The 17,984-nt window shown below is 47.9% G+C and carries 19 protein-coding genes and 2 riboswitches; of the genes, 1 reads left to right on the forward strand and 18 read right to left on the reverse strand.

Annotated features, from left to right (window positions below; all coding sequences use genetic code 11):
• Positions 1-63: 63 nt before the first annotated feature.
• Positions 64-161, reverse strand: a riboswitch (TPP riboswitch).
• A gap of 59 nt (positions 162-220) precedes the next feature.
• Positions 221-320, reverse strand: a riboswitch (TPP riboswitch).
• A 57-nt stretch (positions 321-377) separates the two neighbouring features.
• The 11 genes from NE665_RS05480 to NE665_RS05530 all read right to left on the reverse strand — a co-directional run bounded on the left by NE665_RS05480 (position 378) and on the right by NE665_RS05530 (position 8,577).
• Positions 378-1,787: a relaxase/mobilization nuclease domain-containing protein gene (locus NE665_RS05480; protein WP_040446696.1), complete on the reverse strand. Its 1,410-nt coding sequence runs from the start codon at positions 1,785-1,787 to the stop codon at positions 378-380.
• Positions 1,788-1,875: 88 nt separating this feature from the next.
• The gene (locus NE665_RS05485; RefSeq protein WP_005361132.1) at positions 1,876-2,166 is read right to left on the reverse strand and encodes a CD1845 family protein; all 291 of its coding nucleotides are present in this window, start codon (positions 2,164-2,166) and stop codon (positions 1,876-1,878) included.
• A gap of 85 nt (positions 2,167-2,251) precedes the next feature.
• Positions 2,252-2,596: a plasmid mobilization relaxosome protein MobC gene (gene mobC, locus NE665_RS05490; RefSeq protein ID WP_005361131.1), complete on the reverse strand. Its 345-nt coding sequence runs from the start codon at positions 2,594-2,596 to the stop codon at positions 2,252-2,254.
• Positions 2,593-3,291, reverse strand: a complete 699-nt coding sequence (locus NE665_RS05495) for a hypothetical protein (protein WP_015542941.1) — start codon at positions 3,289-3,291, stop codon at positions 2,593-2,595. The genes mobC and NE665_RS05495 overlap by 4 nt, the downstream gene beginning before the upstream one ends.
• Positions 3,291-4,211, reverse strand: coding sequence for a DUF4316 domain-containing protein (locus tag NE665_RS05500; protein ID WP_064785837.1), 921 nt, complete (start codon positions 4,209-4,211; stop codon positions 3,291-3,293). Before NE665_RS05500 ends, NE665_RS05495 begins: the two co-directional genes overlap by 1 nt.
• 13 nt (positions 4,212-4,224) lie before the next feature.
• Positions 4,225-4,857, reverse strand: coding sequence for a hypothetical protein (locus tag NE665_RS05505; RefSeq protein WP_117442469.1), 633 nt, complete (start codon positions 4,855-4,857; stop codon positions 4,225-4,227).
• Between the two features lie 153 nt (positions 4,858-5,010).
• The gene (locus NE665_RS05510; RefSeq protein WP_025580945.1) at positions 5,011-5,379 is read right to left on the reverse strand and encodes a cysteine-rich VLP protein; all 369 of its coding nucleotides are present in this window, start codon (positions 5,377-5,379) and stop codon (positions 5,011-5,013) included.
• Positions 5,380-5,384: 5 nt separating this feature from the next.
• Entirely contained in the window at positions 5,385-5,768 is a 384-nt protein-coding gene (locus NE665_RS05515) for a hypothetical protein (RefSeq protein ID WP_025580944.1), read from the reverse strand.
• Complete coding sequence (locus tag NE665_RS05520; protein ID WP_173769604.1) at positions 5,765-7,873, reverse strand: DNA topoisomerase 3; 2,109 nt, start codon at positions 7,871-7,873, stop codon at positions 5,765-5,767. The genes NE665_RS05515 and NE665_RS05520 overlap by 4 nt, the downstream gene beginning before the upstream one ends.
• Positions 7,874-7,876: 3 nt before the next feature.
• The gene (locus tag NE665_RS05525) at positions 7,877-8,002 is read right to left on the reverse strand and encodes a DUF3789 domain-containing protein (RefSeq protein ID WP_081017347.1); all 126 of its coding nucleotides are present in this window, start codon (positions 8,000-8,002) and stop codon (positions 7,877-7,879) included.
• Positions 8,003-8,067: 65 nt separating this feature from the next.
• The gene (locus NE665_RS05530; protein ID WP_055158503.1) at positions 8,068-8,577 is read right to left on the reverse strand and encodes an SLOG family protein; all 510 of its coding nucleotides are present in this window, start codon (positions 8,575-8,577) and stop codon (positions 8,068-8,070) included.
• Positions 8,578-8,726: 149 nt separating this feature from the next.
• Between NE665_RS05530 and NE665_RS05535 the strand changes: the two genes are divergently transcribed.
• A complete protein-coding gene (locus tag NE665_RS05535) occupies positions 8,727-9,041 on the forward strand; it encodes a helix-turn-helix transcriptional regulator (RefSeq protein ID WP_005361112.1) in 315 nt (104 codons plus the stop codon).
• Between the two features lie 119 nt (positions 9,042-9,160).
• Here NE665_RS05535 and NE665_RS05540 read toward each other — a convergent pair whose 3' ends face one another.
• The 7 genes from NE665_RS05540 to srtB all read right to left on the reverse strand — a co-directional run bounded on the left by NE665_RS05540 (position 9,161) and on the right by srtB (position 17,975).
• Positions 9,161-9,574: a deoxyuridine 5'-triphosphate nucleotidohydrolase gene (locus tag NE665_RS05540; protein ID WP_005361111.1), complete on the reverse strand. Its 414-nt coding sequence runs from the start codon at positions 9,572-9,574 to the stop codon at positions 9,161-9,163.
• The gene (locus NE665_RS05545; protein WP_220431387.1) at positions 9,571-10,338 is read right to left on the reverse strand and encodes an FAD-dependent thymidylate synthase; all 768 of its coding nucleotides are present in this window, start codon (positions 10,336-10,338) and stop codon (positions 9,571-9,573) included. The genes NE665_RS05540 and NE665_RS05545 overlap by 4 nt, the downstream gene beginning before the upstream one ends.
• Positions 10,334-10,675, reverse strand: coding sequence for a hypothetical protein (locus NE665_RS05550; RefSeq protein ID WP_226875831.1), 342 nt, complete (start codon positions 10,673-10,675; stop codon positions 10,334-10,336). Before NE665_RS05550 ends, NE665_RS05545 begins: the two co-directional genes overlap by 5 nt.
• Before the next feature lie 59 nt (positions 10,676-10,734).
• Positions 10,735-11,733 carry a nucleotidyl transferase AbiEii/AbiGii toxin family protein gene (locus NE665_RS05555; protein ID WP_117442473.1) on the reverse strand — a complete coding sequence of 333 codons (999 nt, stop codon included), beginning with the start codon at positions 11,731-11,733 and terminating at the stop codon, positions 10,735-10,737.
• The gene (locus NE665_RS05560; protein ID WP_040446582.1) at positions 11,730-12,347 is read right to left on the reverse strand and encodes a DUF6088 family protein; all 618 of its coding nucleotides are present in this window, start codon (positions 12,345-12,347) and stop codon (positions 11,730-11,732) included. Before NE665_RS05560 ends, NE665_RS05555 begins: the two co-directional genes overlap by 4 nt.
• Positions 12,348-12,528: 181 nt before the next feature.
• On the reverse strand, positions 12,529-13,011 hold the full coding sequence (locus NE665_RS05565) for a hypothetical protein (RefSeq protein WP_015542949.1): 483 nt from the start codon (positions 13,009-13,011) through the stop codon (positions 12,529-12,531).
• A gap of 62 nt (positions 13,012-13,073) precedes the next feature.
• On the reverse strand, positions 13,074-17,975 hold the full coding sequence (gene srtB / locus NE665_RS05570) for a class B sortase (RefSeq protein ID WP_118654719.1): 4,902 nt from the start codon (positions 17,973-17,975) through the stop codon (positions 13,074-13,076).
• Positions 17,976-17,984: the final 9 nt, after the last annotated feature.

Consider the following 17,984-nt stretch of genomic DNA (forward strand, 5'->3'; position numbering starts at 1 on the left):
TGTTCCTCCTAAAATAAAAAAATAGAGCCTCTAAAACAATTAGAAGCTCTTTCAGACGCAATACGAGCGTAAGAAATTGCTTCCCTACGCCGGTATTAGCCGACAGGTCCAGAGGTCAGGTCTTACCTTTTTCAACTTGTTCAGTTCCCTCGCAAACACATATCATATCTTATTCAATTAAAAAGGACATTCCCAAAACAGAGAATGTCCAAAAAATACGAATCTGTATTCTTTAGCTCCCTGCGTTGGTATTAGCCAACAGGTTCAAAGGGTCAGGTTTTAACCTTCTCAACTACAAGGTAGTCCCCCTGCTTGAGTATTATTATAGTTAAGAAGTCCCGGAAAGTCAAGGTCTATAGAATTCAAGTTAGCAAACCTTATTGACGGGATTTTTCTGTGCTGCGCTGCGGTTGTGGTGGGGAAGAAATCTCTAATAGGTATTCCACATTGGCCCGAACATTATGAAGTTCTTTCATATCATTTTTGGCCTGCTTATAGGCAGAATAGGCTTTCCGTTTTTGTTCCAGAAGATCGGTGTATTCCTCCCGGAGAGATTTGACAGAGGGGAGCTTTTTGATTCCCAGCTCGTCAAAATGATTCTTTGCCGCCTGGTGCAGCAGAATTTCAGCTTCATGTTCTGTTCGGAATTTTTTGCTGTACCCGGCTTTGCGATATTCTACATAGACAGCCCGCGTTTTCGCATAGTTTACGATCTGTTTTTGCAGCTCGGCATTGGCGTTCATTTTTGACTCCAGATCTTTGATCTGAACGGATAAGGTATTGAAATTAGTGGTAGTGGCGTTGGCTTTTTCCAGAAGATCCTCATAACCCATATCGCCATGTTCTTTTAAGTAGAGCACTGCCTGAGAAAGCTGCTTTAGATTGAACACTTTTGCCCAGCGCTCATAACCAGGGCCCTTGCCGGAACGGATTGCAGCTTCAATATCAACCAGCAATCCAACTTTGGAAACCGTTTTTTTAGAAAAGGCATGGCGGGGTTTTACTGTCCGTGTACCGGCAATCCGTTCTTTGATGGCCTGTTCTGTATAATCGCCTTTGAGCGTATCGCATCGGGTATAATTTTCTTGTCCCGGAACTCGGAACCGAAGATGTTTTCTTTCACGGTTGACTTCCAGCCCAGCAGTTTCCAGCTTCTGTAGAAGTTCCTCAAAATCTTTTGGCTTTTCCTCTAATGCAGCATCAATAGCAATGCGTATCTGCTCCTGAAAGGAAGGCTGCTTTTTATTTCCCAGCCATGTGCCATAATGCTCCCGGCTGGGTTTCGGATTTTCTACAATCGAAAGTCCATGCTCCAAACACAGCTTGTCATTCATTCGCCGGATTGCCCAGGTAGAGCCCCAGAAGTTGCGAAATTTTTTCTGACAGTCCAGTGTAGTAGAGTTGATAATGATGTGATTATGGACATGGTGCTTATCCACATGGGTGCAGACAACAAAGGCATGGTTTCCTTTTGTGAGCTTCAGTGCCAGCTCCCTGCCGATCTGATTAGCTTCTTCTGGCGTAACTTCGCCGGGCTTAAATGCCTGACGGAGATGGTAGGCGATCACATCATCTGCACCCTGATTTCTGCCGGTCAGATTTGCATACTGTCGTTTGGACAGAAGAAACTCTGCATCAGCAAGCCGGGTATCACACTCATAGCCATAAATGAATTTTCCAAAATCGGTTTTCTGCGGATTTTCTACATAATCAATAATATCTGAGATCGCAGTAGAGATATTCCGACCTTTTCCTACATGCAGAGGCATCAGTCTTGTGGTCGCTATTTTCGTCACCTCCTTAACTTAATTCCAATCAGAGAAGTTATAATTGCAGAAAAAGAGCGGGGCTGCCTATGCGCCCCGCCAAATCTGCTTAACCAAATATAAAATCCTTTAAGGCACTGTTTGCCCCGCCAATGATCCCTACCAGCCATGCAGCCGCCAGAGGCAGACCGTATGGACTGATAAGAAAGGCGATCATAAGCCAGGCAAGACCCGGCAAAAATCCTGCGACAAAGAACAGCACCAATGCTGCCAAAAAGATGATCCCGGAAAGAATCCCAAGTACCGCACCGGAAAGGACCACCAAAAATTTACATACCAGATAAAGAATCCCCGTAACCAGCATAAAGGGAAGTGCCAGTAATTTACCTATCAAACGCATACGCTTTGCCTCCTTTCAGAAGGGCATCTGCCCTTATAAAAATTTTACCGTGACGGCAAAAAGAAAGCAACGGCTTTCCGGCTGTTTATGAAATGTTTGCAAATCCCCGGATCAGTTTGTCCATGCCATCCCAAAGGCTGTCCAGACGGGTGCGGATGTCATCTATATCTGCGGCATAAATATTGCCGGTCTCATTGGCCCGTCTGGTATATTGGTTTAAGTTATTGGAACAAATGCGGAGAAGCCGGATCATTTCCTGAATATCTCCCATATCAAGGTGAATGATGTAACCGTCTACGGCCATCTTTCGCAGATATGCCGACAGGTTGGTAATGCCAAGTTCCGCCATGCGTTCTTTTACCAGTTCGGCCTCCGGTTCGGACATGACAAATTCGACGCGGACGGATTTTTTGTTATGCCCGCCCTTCATCGTTCCAACCCTCTTTTATGAGATGAGACCTCCTGTGTTGAAACCACCGTCTTTGCTCTTTTGAGTTTTTCCCGCAAGGTGGTCTTTTCCAGCTTATCAAGATATTCCTCCAGATTTCCGGCTGTCGCATGATAGCTGCGTTTGAAGCGTTCCCGTTTTAGAATCATCATCAGCTCCGGCTCATTTTCCGGCAGATAAGTCATTGTTTTAGGGGCTCCATGCTCTGGCATAAACCGGTTCATAAGCTGTCTCCGTTCCTGATAGGGAATCGTGATAACATTTCCATCCGCAAATGCAACGGCTACATTTCCGATTGGACAGGTCAGCTTTTTCATCCGTTCCACATGTTCTCTATAATTTAGCGGATAGAGATTGCCAAATATTTTTCCGTCCCTGACTTCTTTCAAAGAGATGGCATAAGCCAAAACGGGATCATTTGTCTGTTCCTGGTAAAACCGCCACACTTTATTTTCATGGCTTCCATCCAGATAAACTTCCCGTTCGCGCAGGGTATAGGTTCCGCAAGGGCGTGACATCCAAAGAAGCTGTTTATCCTCTGAACGGTCTGACACAGCCAGTTTTGAAATCAGTTCCTTATCCAGGTCAAAGTCCTCTTTATAATGTTGGGTATGAAGATCTACGATACGGGAAAGAGCACCCAAAAGATCTACATCCTCAAATCTTACCCCGGCCATCAGCGTTCCCTTTCCGGCACAGGAGGGATCATCTGCCTTGCTTCATGCTCCGGTTTGTCTGCTTTCAAACGGTCCATCAAAGACGGCTTTGCTTCCGGCACCAGCTCCCGGATTTCTTCATCCGTCTGTCCGTCTGTCAGATCCGGGCGCACAGGAGGTTCGTTGTTCAGCCTGCCATCCAGCATATTGTAGTTCCCGGTTTGTCCTTCCTCATAAAGTTCCGCATTGCGAAGATAACTTTCCGGCGCCTGAAACGGCTGTCCGGCAAACAGGATTTCTCTTTGGGTGGTAAACTGTGCAAGGACCCCATTTTGCAGTCTCGCAAATTCTTCATACTGGCGCAAGGTAAGCCCTCGTTCCAACATTTCCGTCTGGGTATGCGCCCAGCCTTCTCCATAAAGAAAATAATACATATCGGGCTGATCACAGACAAAACACAGGGAACCGTCCTGATTGTCATAGTAAGATGGCTGCATATCCTGGTAATGGCAACGTTCCTCACGCCCCAAATACACACGGTTGTCCGCACCCAGCATAGCGACCATACCCGCGTAATTACTATGGACCGCAGAGCGGATTTCTACCAGCGGATCTGTTTGAGAAGGAATCTGTCGGCCCGGAATCTCGTTTTGTTTTTCCGCTGCATCATTTCTTGGTATTACTTCTTCATGGCTGCGCGCATCCAGTTCCGGTTGAGATGTTCCTTTCCGAACAGCGCCGGGTTCCGGTTCTTTTTCTTTCACATAGTATCGGACATTTGCTGTCGTATGCTCGTTGGCTTCCTTTGCATAGTTTTCAGCGTCGGCTTTGCTATCAAACTCCAACGGTTTTCCATTTTCCTTGCACCAGCTTTGTGCCGGTCCAAAAATAGAAGTGCTGCTTCGTACTGCCCATACACCATAGGTCCGTTTCCTTTCCATTTCGCATCCCTCCTTATCGTTCCTGCTGTTTGGAAGTTTGTTGCTTTTTTACTGGGTCTGCCGGTTTTGTTGCCTTTAGCTGCTGACGGAGAGAATTCTTATGCTCCGGTTCGGAATCTGTGATGTTGACATATTCGCCAATGATACAGAGCGCTTCTCCATAACTGCCGGAAACAAATACCCGATCAGACATTTCTTTTGCCTGTTCTTTCAAACCATGCTCCAGCAAAGTACGGGAAGCAATACCCAGCAGATTAAAAATGTTCCCATCTGCTCCGATCAGCGGACAATCCGGTTTATCTGCCAACGCTTCCGGTGTTTCTATAAATCCGCCTAAATAATTCGGCACAAAGTCCGACAGCCATGTGCCGCCATAGACTTCATGGGTCTGTAAACGCCACAGGGCAAGTTTTCCTATATCCAGTTTCACATCATCAAACGGGTAAAGCAGACAGGTCAGTTCGCCGTGCTGAAAAGCAGCCACATTCTCAAACTGACAGCCATCTTTCAATATGCCTGCTTTTGTCAGCATTTCATTGATCCCGTCCACCCACTCTGTCAGATCCCCGCCACAGCCCTGTAAAATCAGTCCTTCCTTATCCGGCATGCGGCGAAGGTCCTCCGCGGTAATCGTGTTGATATTCAAAAAATCGCCTCCTATCGTTTTTGTTAAAATATATGTTTTGTCTGCAACTTAACCTCATTTCAAAGCACCGGAGTATTCTTATACAGCTCCCTTGAAAACAGGTGCAAAAAGCCCTTGAAAATCAAGGACTTTTAAGGCTAAGTTGCGGACATATCATGGTTGGTTTTGCCGCTTCCGGCGTTTGCGTTCCCGCTCGGATTTCCGTCTTGCATAGACCCGGCAGGCAGCGGAACAATATGCCTGGCTGGTTGTAGGAAGATATGCCTTTCCACACACAGGGCATATTTTCTGTCTCATGGAGGTGTCCTCGCCGGTAATGGCTGATTCCAGTGCTGCATCCACCGGCAGCACCGCTTTTTCAAAGTACCTGCAATAAGCACCGGTCCACCATTTATTCAGCATATAGCAAGGACTGTTCAAAGGAAGGCAGATCTTATCCTGAGAGTCATAGTTGGCGCAAAGCTCCGTAACCAGCTTTCGGATCGTAGCCCGCTCCGAGCGGTTCAATTCTCTCTCCGCCATAACGCCTACCTTTCCGGGGCTCTGCTTTGCCGACCGCTGGAAATTTCGGTTGTATCAGTAACATTCCTAGGCTGTGAAAGGGCATCGGCGATAGAGTTCCGCTTTTTCTGTTTTGGTTCATGGTAAATAAAAAGTTCATTTTTTCCTGGTACATACAACAATCCATTTTCTTCGCAGCGGAAAATATCACATTCTTTGTCTGTTGAAACGGTATAAAAGTCTTTGTAATCATAAGGTGCTTTTTGCCGATCCTGATAGGTACACAGCCCTAAGTTGGGGTCACTTGCCAGCCGTTTCGATATGGCGAAAAAGTCGCCTTCTTTTTTGTGAAATTTTCGTATGGGCGTGAAGTGATAACCGCCATATTCAAAGGTTTTTCGATCGCTCATTTACGCCTGCCTTTCTTTACTGGAAATTCCAGCTTGAAATTCACATATTTACCGCCGGTATCATCCAGAATCACTTCCGCATCATAGGTCCTTCCTGTTTTTTCACTGTAAAGCCCGGACATAGAAATGCGGCCCTCTTTCAAAAGAGCCGCTGCCACAGACTTTGTGATAGATTTTTTCTTGCTGGAAAAGAAACGGTTATCTTTCCAAAGAGCAAAAGAACATTCCCTGTTGCCGCAGAAAAAACCTTTCTTTCCTTCAAATACCGGGGCACCGCAGCGGGGACATACCCCCACGGCTTCGTGTGCAGTTCCTTTGGAAGAAGGAAACAGATCCGCAAAACGTTCTTCCGGGGTAGTATGTTCTTTTACCAGCGTCCGGCTCATATCTGCAATCTGATCCATAAAAGATGTTGCCGACAGTTCGCCATGTTCCACTTGTTTCAGCATGGATTCCCATTCTGCAGTTAAGATGGGAGATTTGATATTGTCCGGCAGGACTGCGATCAGGTTCTTTCCTTTTTCCGTAGGAATGAGCTGCTTTTTCTTTCGCTGTACAAATCCGGCAGAAACCAGCTTTTCCAGTGTTGCCGCACGGGTAGCCGGAGTACCCAATCCTTTACGCTCGGCATCTTCCGGCATATCTTCCGCACCGGCAGTCTCCATAGCGGACAGCAGTGTGTCCTCCGTATAGTGTTTCGGCGGTGAAGTTTTCCCTTCACGGAGACTTGCTGATACAGCTTCAAAAGTCTGTCCTTCCTTCAGCACAGGGAGAGCGGCATCTTCATTTTCTCTGTGTTCCGTTTCACTCTGCCTGATACTCATACGGTGAATCCGTTCCACCTCTTTCCAGCCGGACTGTAAGATGGTCTTTCCTTTTGCCGTAAAAGTATATCCCTGGCAGTCTAACATAGCGGTGACCGCTTCAAACCGGTTTGCCTGCGTTGTGGCACAAAGCAGTCTGACGGCAAGCAGGGTAAGCACATCCCGCTCCCCGGAAGGAAGCTCCGACAGGTCTGTCCGTGCAATCTCCACAGTTGGGATGATGGCATGGTGGTCGGTCACTTTGCTGTCGTCTGTTACCCGGTCAATGTCCGGCTCTCCGGCGCAGCCTTTTCCAAAGGGCATATTGTCACGCAGCCATAGGATCAGGGAAGCGGCGGTTGCCTGCATGTCCTTCGTCAAATACTGGCTGTCCGTTCTCGGATAGGTTGCTAGCTTCTTTTCATAGAGAGATTGCACATAATCAAGGGTCTGTTGAGCCGTATAGCCATAAATACGGTTACATTCCCTTTGCAGAGTTGTAAGGTCATAAAGGCGGGGAGGCTGTATAGTTTTTACCTGCTTTTCCGCAGAACGCACAAAAGCGGAGTTGTGGTCACAGTCCATACGGATTTTTTCAGCCTCGGATCGTTCCGTCATTTTTTCGCCGGAAGCAGTAAAACCTCCGCAGGTGATTTCCGGCACATAAAAAGGCCTGCTGATGAAGGATTCAATATCCGACTCACGCTGTACCAAAAGTGCCAGCGTCGGTGACATAACACGGCCGACATTTAGTGTGACACCATACAGGACAGAAAAAAGCCGGGTGGCATTGATCCCGATCAGCCAGTCGGCTCCTGCCCGGCATACTGCCGCATCATAGAGTTTATCGTAATCACTGCCGGGACGGAGATGGTCAAAACCCTCACGGATCGCCGCATCCTCCATACTGGAAATCCAAAGGCGTTCCATAGGCTTATTACATCCGGCATATTCATAGACCAGACGGAAGATCAGTTCTCCTTCACGCCCGGCATCCGTAGCGCATACCACAGAATCAACCCGTTTGTCCTTCATCAGCCGGCACAAAAGGGCAAGCTGCTTTTTCTTATCCTTTGGAACTTCATATTTCCAGTTTTCCGGTAGGATCGGAAGGTCCTCATACCGCCATTTGGCGTACTGTTCTTTGTAAGCCTCCGGCTGTGCCAGTTCCAAAAGATGTCCCACGCACCAGCTCACCAGATAACCGGAACCTTCGAGATAACCGTCTTTTCTTTCCGTTGCGCCTAATACTGCTGCCAGTGACATAGCAACAGAGGGCTTTTCTGCAATCACAAGTTTCAATTTTTATTCCTCCTTCATAGTTTCAAATTCTTTATCCGCAAGTTTTCCGGTTTGCATAAGACACATCAACATAACGCCGGAAGCCATTCCTCCGGCAAAGGTAAGGAAATGTGAAATCAGGTTCCACATAAGCATTCCTCCTAAAAATGGGTAAAGAAAAACGCCCACTTCAAAGTGAGCGCATCAACAGGTATCTATTTTGTTTTTGGTTTCAAGTGATCCGGCAGGACGATCTCTCCAACCGGGATTTCCCGCAGTTCCTTTTTCATCCGATGGGTGAAGCGGATCGTCTTTGCCGTACCGCCGGTTTCCCGTCCGTCATATACAGCGATCACTCGGTCGGAGTGCTCCACCATATAGCGGTTTCTGTGGGAGTAGACGCTTGGGAGATATTTTTCCTGTATGACAACAACATCCGCACAAGCCTCCAGCAGTTCACGGGTTCTTGTTTTCTTATTCAGGCTGTCCAGACGTTTGCGGTAAGGGATCACTGCGATCAGCTCCAGCGCCGGATTAGTCTGCTTTCTTTCCAACACCAGCTCTGCAAAATACTGATCCACGCCATCTGCAAAGCCACTCATAAAACAGGTAAATCCATCTGTAACGGCAGCATCGATCTCATGTTCCAAAGCGGCTTTTATTTTGTTGATCTCATTCTGCGGCAAATCCCTGTGTCCGGTAACACAGCAAGTCTTTCCTTTCATCGGTCATCCCTCCATCTGATAGGTAAAATTCTTCACTTTTCATATAGTAATAGATTTAATTTAGCAAGTCAACGATAATACCCTTTTTCCTTTTGCGGATAATAAAGGGGCGTGAGGTACAATCTATTACAGAATGGGAGGTGAAGGCGATGTATGAAGATTTTGTCCCGGAACGATTAGCGAAGCTGCGGACACAAAAAGGAGTTTCCGCACGCGATATGTCTTTATCGTTAGGTCAGGCAAACAACTACATCAATAATATTGAGAATAAAAAGTCACTTCCCGCTATGCAGTCTTTTTTCTACATCTGCGAATATCTGGGTGTGACACCGCAGGAATTCTTTGATGAAGGAAATACCTACCCGGAAACCTTAAAGGAATTCATTGCAGAGGCAAGACAGCTTGATCCTCAATCCATGCAATATATCCTCGGTATTATGAAAGAACTCAATAGCAGAAAGTAAGCGGTCACGGTAATGGCCGCTTTTTTCGTGACTTTCTTTATTATATTTTATAATGTTCTCGAAATGTCCGCTCCCTATACCGATAAGTATTCAAAAACTGTTCTCCAAACAGCCTTTTTCTATTCGCCGGTACTGCCAAAGCTGCCGGTTCCTCGTTCTGTTCCCAGATCGGTTACAAAATCCGCAATGACGATCGGCGTGATCACAAGCTGCCCGATACGGGCTCCCTTAAAAAGAGACTGCGCCTGATTGCTTACATTGCTGATGATCGCATGGATCTCTCCACGGTAGCCGGAATCCACAGGTGGCAGTTCACAGACCAGACCTTTTACCGCCATACTGGTACGGGGAAAGATATATCCCGCATACCCATCCGGTATTTCCAGTCCAAAACCAAGAGGAATTTTGGCGATTTCTCCGGGCTGTAAGGTGCAGTCATAGGGCAGATAAACATCTGCTCCGGCATCATTGCCATGCGGACGGTAAGGACGCTGGTGCTCCGGTACGCCAAAGTCAATCAGTTTTATTTTCATCGGCAGCCTCCTTCCCAAAGAGCAGGATAGTCTTTTTCTAAAATATCCTCCGGCGTCATATCTGCCTCCAATTTTCGCCCGCAGGTCATTTTACCTTCCAGACATCGATCCATCTGACAAAAAGGCCCGGTCAGTGATGGGGCAAACAAAGCAGGGCTTAGTTCATAAAGTTCTTTCCAGACCTTTAGCAGCACAATCCTTGTTTCATCAGTATTTCTCCGGCATACCCGCTGGCTGATGATATGTTTCCACTGATAAGGGGTGGCGCTGATGAGCAGTACATTCCGTAATCCCTGGGGCGTGGCATAGCCGGCCGCATCGTGCCCGCTTCCGGCAGTGCACAGGGCTTCATAACATTTCATGCTTTCATGACAGCTTTTTAAGTACAATTCCCGTACCACTGCCGGAGCCGTCATAATAGAATACGGGACAGCGAAATCCGCCTGTCCCGTATAGTTGCTGTACTGCAGCGATGCACTCATAAATTTTACTTCGTTCTGGTGGCGGGTGATCTGCGCCAGAAAACGCCTGCTGGCGCCGACAATGGCTACCGTGATCACCGCAAATTTCTGGATGGTAGGATGGGGAAGCGCCCCCATAGCTGCTACTGTCTGAACGCTGAATGATTTTTCGTAGAGCTCCATCAGGTCGTCCATTGAGGCAATCTTATGTCCCTGCTGGGTAAGTCTTGCCGCAAAGACCATGTTTTTTTCTGCTTCCGCTACCGCCTGGCAGTTCAAAATTTTTACTTCAATCTGTTTAATTGGTATGTCCCTCCTTTACAATCGCTTTCAGTAAGAACAGATAGTTAAGACTGTCTGTGATCTTTTCGTCCCATGTGTCCATCGGATAAACTGTTTCCTCGGCAAAGCACATATCGTATAGAGAAACAATATGCTTTGCCAGCATACCGGCAAGGGCACGCTGGGGCGTTGTGTGCTGTAAAGTTGCCGCTGCCTTAAATGCACCCAGCCGGTCCGGATCATCCCCGGTGTATTCTTTGGTTTTCCGTTTCAAGGTATCAGCACAGAGCCGCACCTGTTCGTCAAAAACGGCATTGACTTCATTTTGCGTAATATAGCATCCCTCCTTTGAAAACAAGAAACCGGCTATTCTAAAGCATCTTAGAATAGCCGGCAAATAAATGGATATGTAATTGTTTATAGTGTATTGATCTCTTTTTCCAGTTCCTGGACCGCTGCTATGACTGTCTCAAATGTCGGAATATCCCCATACAACATATCCTGCATAGAGTTATAGTCCGCTTCCAATGCTGCGAACCGGTATTCCGGCGGGAGTAATTTTAATGTGCCCGGCACAGCCTCCGGGTACTTCGCCCATGATCTGGGATAGAATTTCATTTTGAAATCTACAACTTTCTTCAGGAGATCCAGCCTGGAAAAAGCAGCTTCTTTGACCGGTGTTGCAGCCATGCGGTAGAGATCATAATAATGTCTGGAATACCGCTGCGGCATTTCCAAATGTTCCGGTCTGTTCGCTTCATGGTGCAGGATTGTGGCTTTTTCCCAGAAGGTCCGTTCCGGGGCAACGGTAAGGATTGCAGTTTCTTTTTGCTCAAAAATCTTCGGATAATATTTTGCCGCGTATGGTTCGATCTGCGCTGTTTTTGCAGGAGTCCACGCTGCCAGCGCACCAATCTCTAAACGGATCACCTGTAAGGTCGCCGTATTTGTAAAAAGGTGCGGATAGGCGAAAATGACCGTCTGTTTATCCTTTTCATCTATGTAGACATTTGCTTCACAACCGATTTCCTGGGATAAGCCGGCTTTGACTGCCGGGCAGAATGTTTCGGACAGAAATACCTCCGCACGCGCATTGGCTTCTTTGTTAAAAGCATCCTGTTTTGTATTGGAACGTTTCTCCCATGGTTCATCTTTGCCATATCCCAATACACGCCAGTCCAGAATCAAATCAATATCTTCTGAAAACCGGCTGATCAGGTGAAAGGCTTTTGAAAGGCTGGTACCGCCCTTAAAGGTGATGGACTCTTTCCATGGTGAGCGGTGAAATAAATAATCCAGCGTAAAACATACCCAAAAGTCTTTTTCTACAATGGCATCATTCAGCCCCATTTTATCTGCTGTATTTCTGAACAGCTCCCTACGGTCGTTATCTGAAAGTCTTGCTATATTTCTCATTGTACCTTTTCACCTCCACAAATCTGCCGTATCGTATCGTAAACCCAATCCGTAGACTCTGTTGCTTCCTTCAAGCAAGCCTGTTTATCCTTGGCTGTCAGTTTTTCGGAAAGCATCTGTATGACTTCTGGCGTAACATTCGATCTGCCAAGCGTTTTTAATGCCTGTATAACCAAACTTGTCATATAGGACAATCCGGTAATCTCTTTATTGGTCCGGTGCTTAAATTCCAGCTTTGTAGAGTTCCACTCGTAGGTCTTATATGGACCATCGCTGATATAGGACCATACTGCTGTTACCTGTGTTGAAAGACCTAACAGGTTCAATGCTGTATTCCCACATGGGGCAATCGTCCAGTGATAACTTCGTGCCAATGCGTTCGCCACCGCTTCCGGGTCTGCCGCCACATATTCATCCAGAAGTTTGCTATATTTTGGTTTTTCATAAACTCCTTTCAAAATACGGCGCAATGTTCCTGATTGCACTAAACGACTTAAACTTTGACGAATAGTGGATGTATCTGCAATATCCGCAAAATCAGACATCACAAAAACAGTTCCATCTTCAAGAGAAAGAACACGCTCTCGTATTCGTTTTGTATATCCGTTGTCCACAATACCGCCTCCCTTCATGTCACGAATATTATATATTATTCGTGACATGATTGCAATAGGTCCTATTCCTCTTATTTTGAGTGTTCCCATTAAAAATCTGATTTATACATCAAAAATCAAAAATTTTGCAAGGCAGTACAGTTTTCATATATGTCACATATTTTATATATTATTCGTGACATCAGGCAGTTGGCAGGTAGATCCAGTCGTGCATCAGGCACACGCTGGGTTCATCCTCCCTGGGAACCAGACGGTAGGTACATTCCCCATAGACCGTGCGTTTGTCCTCGATCTCCATGCCATAGGCTTTATAAAAGCGGTATTCCAGATTGGAGATAATACAGCGCAGGGTTTGCAGAGCCTCCCTCTGAGCTGATACGATCAGGTCACGGTCAATGCTGCGCTTCAAAAACAGCAGCGATTTGTAAAGCTGTACCTCTGTGCGGTAAGGGCGGCAGTCTTTCGTTTCCAGCCATCCGCAAAAAGCGACCGGTCCGCTCTGGATCACACTGCGGTCCGGGTGATAATACTCATAGCAGTCCAGGTTTGCCGTATTCAGAAGATAGAGCATTTCCCGGACTTCATTTTCCGGCATGTCATAAAACCGCAAAAGCGAGCGGTAAAGATGGACATAGCCGGGAATGGAAATCATGGTATTTACCATAAAATAAAATCCTCCTTGTAAACAGCAGGTGCGGGAGCTTTTGCCCCCGCACCGTCTAGAATCTATATTTCGTTATCTACTTTCACGAGTTTTCCCATGACAAGGAAGCGTCCTGTGCCGCCCGGCGTACAGGTAGAAAGGGTCAGTACCTTATCGCTGCAGGTCACAGTCACATCACTTTCCACCGCGGAACGTTCCTTCATAGCTGTAAGCCAGGTAGTATAAGCACCGTCATCCTTCCAGGAAAGCTGCCAGGGAGAAGTTTCACTGCCGGATTCTTCCGGCTTTGCTGCAAACGCCGCAAAGATCTCCATGACATAACCACCCTTCGGAGTAACGAGATACATCTGCCTGTGGGTATCAAAGTAACTTTGTTCATCGTACCGGTTCAGCAGAGCAAACATGGAACCATCCCGCATATTATGGCCGTAGACGATCGTATTGCGGTCTGAAAAACCTGCCTGATTTTCATAGTCGGCAAACAGGCAGCCAACCTTGTTGTAGGTCCCGTCATAAAGATGGTTCAGGTAATACTCGTTGTTGTCAGTCTGCGTCACCGGATAATTGAGCACCGTATCAGGAAGGGAAAGCCATCCGATGATGTCCGGTCCATTTTCACGGAGCGCTTCAAAGTCTACCGAAGGCAGGACAATATCGGCATCGTCCTGTTTTGTTTCCGTTGGATCGGTTGCCTGTTCCGGGGAGGCTGTCTGCTCCGGTACTTCCACATATCCGGCAAGATCCTGATAGGCATCTTTACTCTCGGCATACTGGTTTAAGTCACGGAACACCAAAAAACCGCTGCCAAAAGCCACCAGAACGCAGAGTGAAAGGACAGAAATCCCGACAGCCGTTCTTTTCGGGGAAGTCCTGCTGTATTTTCCCTTTTTGAAATAATACACAGCAAATACGCTGCCGCCAATCAGTGCGGCTGCCAACAGTCCGCCATATAGGAAAATATACGGATCATCCCCGGTCTGCGGTACCGGCTTTTGAGGGGTGGAAGGATTGGACGGAACAGAAGGTTTTTCCGGCTTCCCCGGCTTTTCCGGTTTTTCATTAAAGAACTGGACCGTAGATGTCTGGTCAGCTTTGATCTCCACCGTAGCGGCATCAGGGATGATGTAATCCTTGCTTGCCCGGTTTGCAACTTCTGTTACGGTATAAATACCGACACGAAGGCCCTTTACTTCAATTACACCGGATTTTGGAGTGGTGAATGTCTCGCAGTAGGAGCCGTCCGCGCTCTTGACCTCGATGGCAAAACCATCTTTGCGCCCGTCGCTGGAATCCTTTGTGATCTTTAAGTTGCCACGGTAAGCCTCATTGGTAAATCCGTGCCCGGCTTCTCCATTTTCCACAACTGCGACCTGTCCATCTTCTGTGATGGAAAAATAGTAAGCGTTTGGATCAGGCTGATAGCCCTCCGGCGCTTTGCTTTCTTTTATAAAGTAGCCGCCAGCCAGAAGGTTTTCCGCCGTATGATAGCCTGCATCGGTTTCTTTCAGCGTACCGATCTTTTGATCGTCAGGATCATATTCCTGGTTGGCGTTGGAATCCGCATACAGGTCGAACACTGCACCGGGCAGGAAGCGCAGGAAAGAATTCTTGTCTTTCTTATCCTCCTTTTCCACAGGGGACGGTTCCTCCACAGCTTCGGTTTTAGTTACCTGCACACTGCCGCGGATCAGGGTGTTTTCCACACGGATCTCGATATGCTGTCCGTCTGCACCGATATATACATGGTGCTGCTGCGGGCTTACCGTATAAAGGTCAGGGGCAGAGATCTCCTTGACGATCCAGTGTCCGTAAGGAATGTTCTCAAAGGAAAAACTGCCGTCTTTTCCGGTAATAGCAGTAAGCAGCGCATTTTCTTCAGTAAATTCTTCGGTATCAGGTCTAAACAGACCCATGAGCGCACCGGCAAGCGTGACATCCTCGCCGCCTTCCGGGTTTTCCCCGACTTTTACACCGTCTACACGCCCACGGAGAAGTTCATTGGAAACAGCCTCGCCTTCATTGACAAGGATCTGTACCAGGGCGGTTTCCTGACCAGCATACTCAAAGACAACCGGATATTCCTGATCCGAAAGGATATAGGCGCCGTTGGTTGTGCGTTCCTTGACATAATAGCTGCCAAAAGGCAGGTCGGAAGCGAAGGAAGCGCTGTAACCGCCGGATTCCTCAAACGAAACAGAGACCACTTCCAGAAGTCCACCTGCCGGGATTACGCTGCCATCTGCCGCCGTCAGGTCTGCGGAAGCATAAAGTCCAAAGGAAATATCCTTATATTCCTCGTTCATGCCAAGACCGAACAGGTCATCGGTCTCCATTGCCTTGAAAAGTGTGACATCCACTTTCTGGCGTTCGTCATAAAGACCGGCCGCTGTCTGTGTAACCTCTATGGTCTCACCCGCATAGGTCAGTTCCACATATTCCGGTTGAGGATTCAACACACAGCCGGAAGGCGCCTGACGTTCCTCCAGACGATAACGGCCAAGATAGAGAGACCCGCTTTTCGCTGTGCCGTCCTCGCCGGTCGTAAGTGTTTCCACAACCGTATCTTTTTCTGCCCGCAAGGTACCGTCACCGGTATAAATATCTTCATCTGCGATCACATCATAGACCGCTCCAGGAAGTCCGGCAACCTCATATACCGGTTGGTACAGTCCGTCGTTTTCCTGGACAGAAGCAAATACTTCTCCGGTCTTTGTGATGGTAAGCTGGCCTTTCTGCGGCATATTGTACTGCGTGACCGTCACAACCGCCTCGCTGCCGTCAATGGTAAACGGTACCGGCTGGTCGGAAAGCACATAGCCGTAAGGAGCAGCTACCTCATAAAGTTCATAATCCCCGGCGGCCAAAGGCTCCGGCAGCATCAGCCAGCCCTCGTCAGAAACATAGAAGGTATTCAGTGTTTCCGGGTTCGGATAGTAGACGGTCTGGGTGATAAATTCCCCGGTGGAAAGATCCTTGATCTGAAAACCGGTTCCGGTCACAGGGATAATCTTTCCGGTCTCTGCGTCACATTTTTCAACTTTCAGACGGGCTGTGATGGTGCGGTTGTTCAGGATATAGCTGTAAGTCTTTCCGTCAGAGGAAATGAATACCGTAAAGTCCGGGACAAAGGCTTTGCCTTCCTCGCCTGCGATTTGATGGACCGTATAATGCCCATACGGAAGCGGTTTACTGGAAGCAAAACCATCCGCATCCGTGGTAAGAAGGTCGCGTTCACTTTCCTTTGCCGCGTCATAGCTTCCGGCTGCCTTTAAGTAAATTTCAAAGACTGCGCCTGCTTCCGGGCGTTCGATGATACCGGCATTGGGATCGTCGGTATTTTCGCCCTCAGGCACATCCGGGTCCAGGTCATCGGTGTGCTTGACAAGCTGGATATTTCCGTAAATAACCGTTTCCGTCACCTGATTTTCTGTGGTATTGAGTTCCACTTCATACAGGGAAGGGGATGCACCCACTTCATAAACGGTTTCATTCAGAAGATACCCGGTGCTCGGTTCGATCTCCCGGATCGTCCAGTTATCCCCGCACACATAATAGCGAGTCATAAAGCTGCCATCCGGCCCGGTAGTATAAGTGTCGATCAGTTCGCCATCACGGAAGATCCCATAGGTCGCCCCTGCAAGCGTGGCGTCCCCCTGGGCATTTCCGGTATCAGCGTCGCTCTTTACCACATGGACGCGGAACTTCTTCAGGATATTGCTGAAATGTACCGAAGAAGTTTGCCCGCTTTCAATGGTCACGTACTGTGCGGAAGGGGTCACATAGCGGTCCACCGGCAGCTCTTTTACCAGATAGGTTCCCGGCAGGAGCTTCTTTTCAATCTGGCCGTTTTCTCCGGTCGTGACTTCCTCATTGACTTCATTTCCCAAAATGTCCGTACCGGAAATATGGAAGGTGATACCGGAAACAATGCCGTCCTCACTGGTCTTGACAAGTTTTGCAGTACCGTAAGTTTCCGTTTTGATCTTTACAAAGAAGGAAACCGGATCGCTGGCGCCGGTCATCATGGTCTGGTAGCCTGGTCTGCCCCAGATCAGCATGTCATTTGCCACCGGGATATTCTTTCGGAATTCAAACAGCACCGGGTCCATCATCATCTGCCTGCTGGTAAAGGTGTATTCATTTCCGTTTCTTGTCACAGAAACGCCGCTGCCTTTCAAAGCCTCCAGGTCGATCTTCAAGTTGTTGGTATCTGTGACCGTCAGGGTATAGACCTTTTTTTCTACATCCCATTTCAGTTCCAGTTCCGGTGCTTCGCTTTTCTTAGAAGAAGTAAAGGAAGGGACTGTGGAATGGGAAGCGACCTGTGCCAGAATCCAGTCATAGGCTTTTTCAGCCGGTCGTCCGGCGATCACGCTGAAATACTGGTCACCATCTGCGTGGCCGTTTCCGTGGCGGTTGTACGGATCGCTTCTAAGCTGCTGCTGGTATTCCCAAAGGATGATCTGGGTTGCCATCTTATAGTCATCCTCGTTGATCCCGGAAACAGGGAGCGTCGCACCGGGTTTCCAGCCATAGATCGCAGTCAGGGTGATCCCCCTCCTTGCCTCGGCAGGAAGCAGGTTCAGGTATTGGCTGTTGGTCCCGCTTTCTGAAACATAGGTGTTTTCCGAAGTATGGTAAGGAATCCCGCTCTCCACACAGTAAACCTGATGGCTGATCCCGTCAGAATCCGTCAGCATATAGTGCCGGTAAGCATTGCCCCCGGAACTGGTGTGTACGTCGATGGTTCCGTCTGCATGGTAGGCAAGATAGGTGTAAGGTGCCGGGGCGCGGTAGTGGTTTCCATCAGAGCCCACATACTGGTCGCCCAGCCAGGAGCTTGCCGTTTGTCCGACAGACATGGCAAAAGCCTGAGCCGGAAGAAGCCCCAAAATGCTTGCCATACAAAGCAAAAACGCCAACAGCTTGCGAAAGCCGCGGCGCCTGGTTATGATATGTTCCATGAAAAAATC

This window comes from Clostridium sp. DFI.1.208 (genome assembly GCF_024463855.1).
In the GTDB taxonomy this organism is placed as follows: domain Bacteria; phylum Bacillota_I; class Bacilli_A; order Erysipelotrichales; family Erysipelotrichaceae; genus Clostridium_AQ.

Bases quoted from the DNA above. Each gene is read 5' to 3' on its own strand.
- NE665_RS05485 (WP_005361132.1), bottom strand. From the start codon at position 2,166: ATGCGTTTGATAGGTAAATTACTGGCACTTCCCTTTATGCTGGTTACG.
- mobC (WP_005361131.1), bottom strand. From the start codon at position 2,596: ATGAAGGGCGGGCATAACAAAAAATCCGTCCGCGTCGAATTTGTCATG.
- NE665_RS05495 (WP_015542941.1), bottom strand. From the start codon at position 3,291: ATGGCCGGGGTAAGATTTGAGGATGTAGATCTTTTGGGTGCTCTTTCC.
- NE665_RS05500 (WP_064785837.1), bottom strand. From the start codon at position 4,211: ATGGAAAGGAAACGGACCTATGGTGTATGGGCAGTACGAAGCAGCACT.
- NE665_RS05510 (WP_025580945.1), bottom strand. From the start codon at position 5,379: ATGGCGGAGAGAGAATTGAACCGCTCGGAGCGGGCTACGATCCGAAAG.
- NE665_RS05515 (WP_025580944.1), bottom strand. From the start codon at position 5,768: ATGAGCGATCGAAAAACCTTTGAATATGGCGGTTATCACTTCACGCCC.
- NE665_RS05525 (WP_081017347.1), bottom strand. From the start codon at position 8,002: ATGTGGAACCTGATTTCACATTTCCTTACCTTTGCCGGAGGAATGGCT.
- NE665_RS05530 (WP_055158503.1), bottom strand. From the start codon at position 8,577: ATGAAAGGAAAGACTTGCTGTGTTACCGGACACAGGGATTTGCCGCAG.
- NE665_RS05535 (WP_005361112.1), top strand. From the start codon at position 8,727: ATGTATGAAGATTTTGTCCCGGAACGATTAGCGAAGCTGCGGACACAA.
- NE665_RS05540 (WP_005361111.1), bottom strand. From the start codon at position 9,574: ATGAAAATAAAACTGATTGACTTTGGCGTACCGGAGCACCAGCGTCCT.
- NE665_RS05555 (WP_117442473.1), bottom strand. From the start codon at position 11,733: ATGAGAAATATAGCAAGACTTTCAGATAACGACCGTAGGGAGCTGTTC.
- NE665_RS05565 (WP_015542949.1), bottom strand. From the start codon at position 13,011: ATGGTAAATACCATGATTTCCATTCCCGGCTATGTCCATCTTTACCGC.
- srtB (WP_118654719.1), bottom strand. From the start codon at position 17,975: ATGGAACATATCATAACCAGGCGCCGCGGCTTTCGCAAGCTGTTGGCG.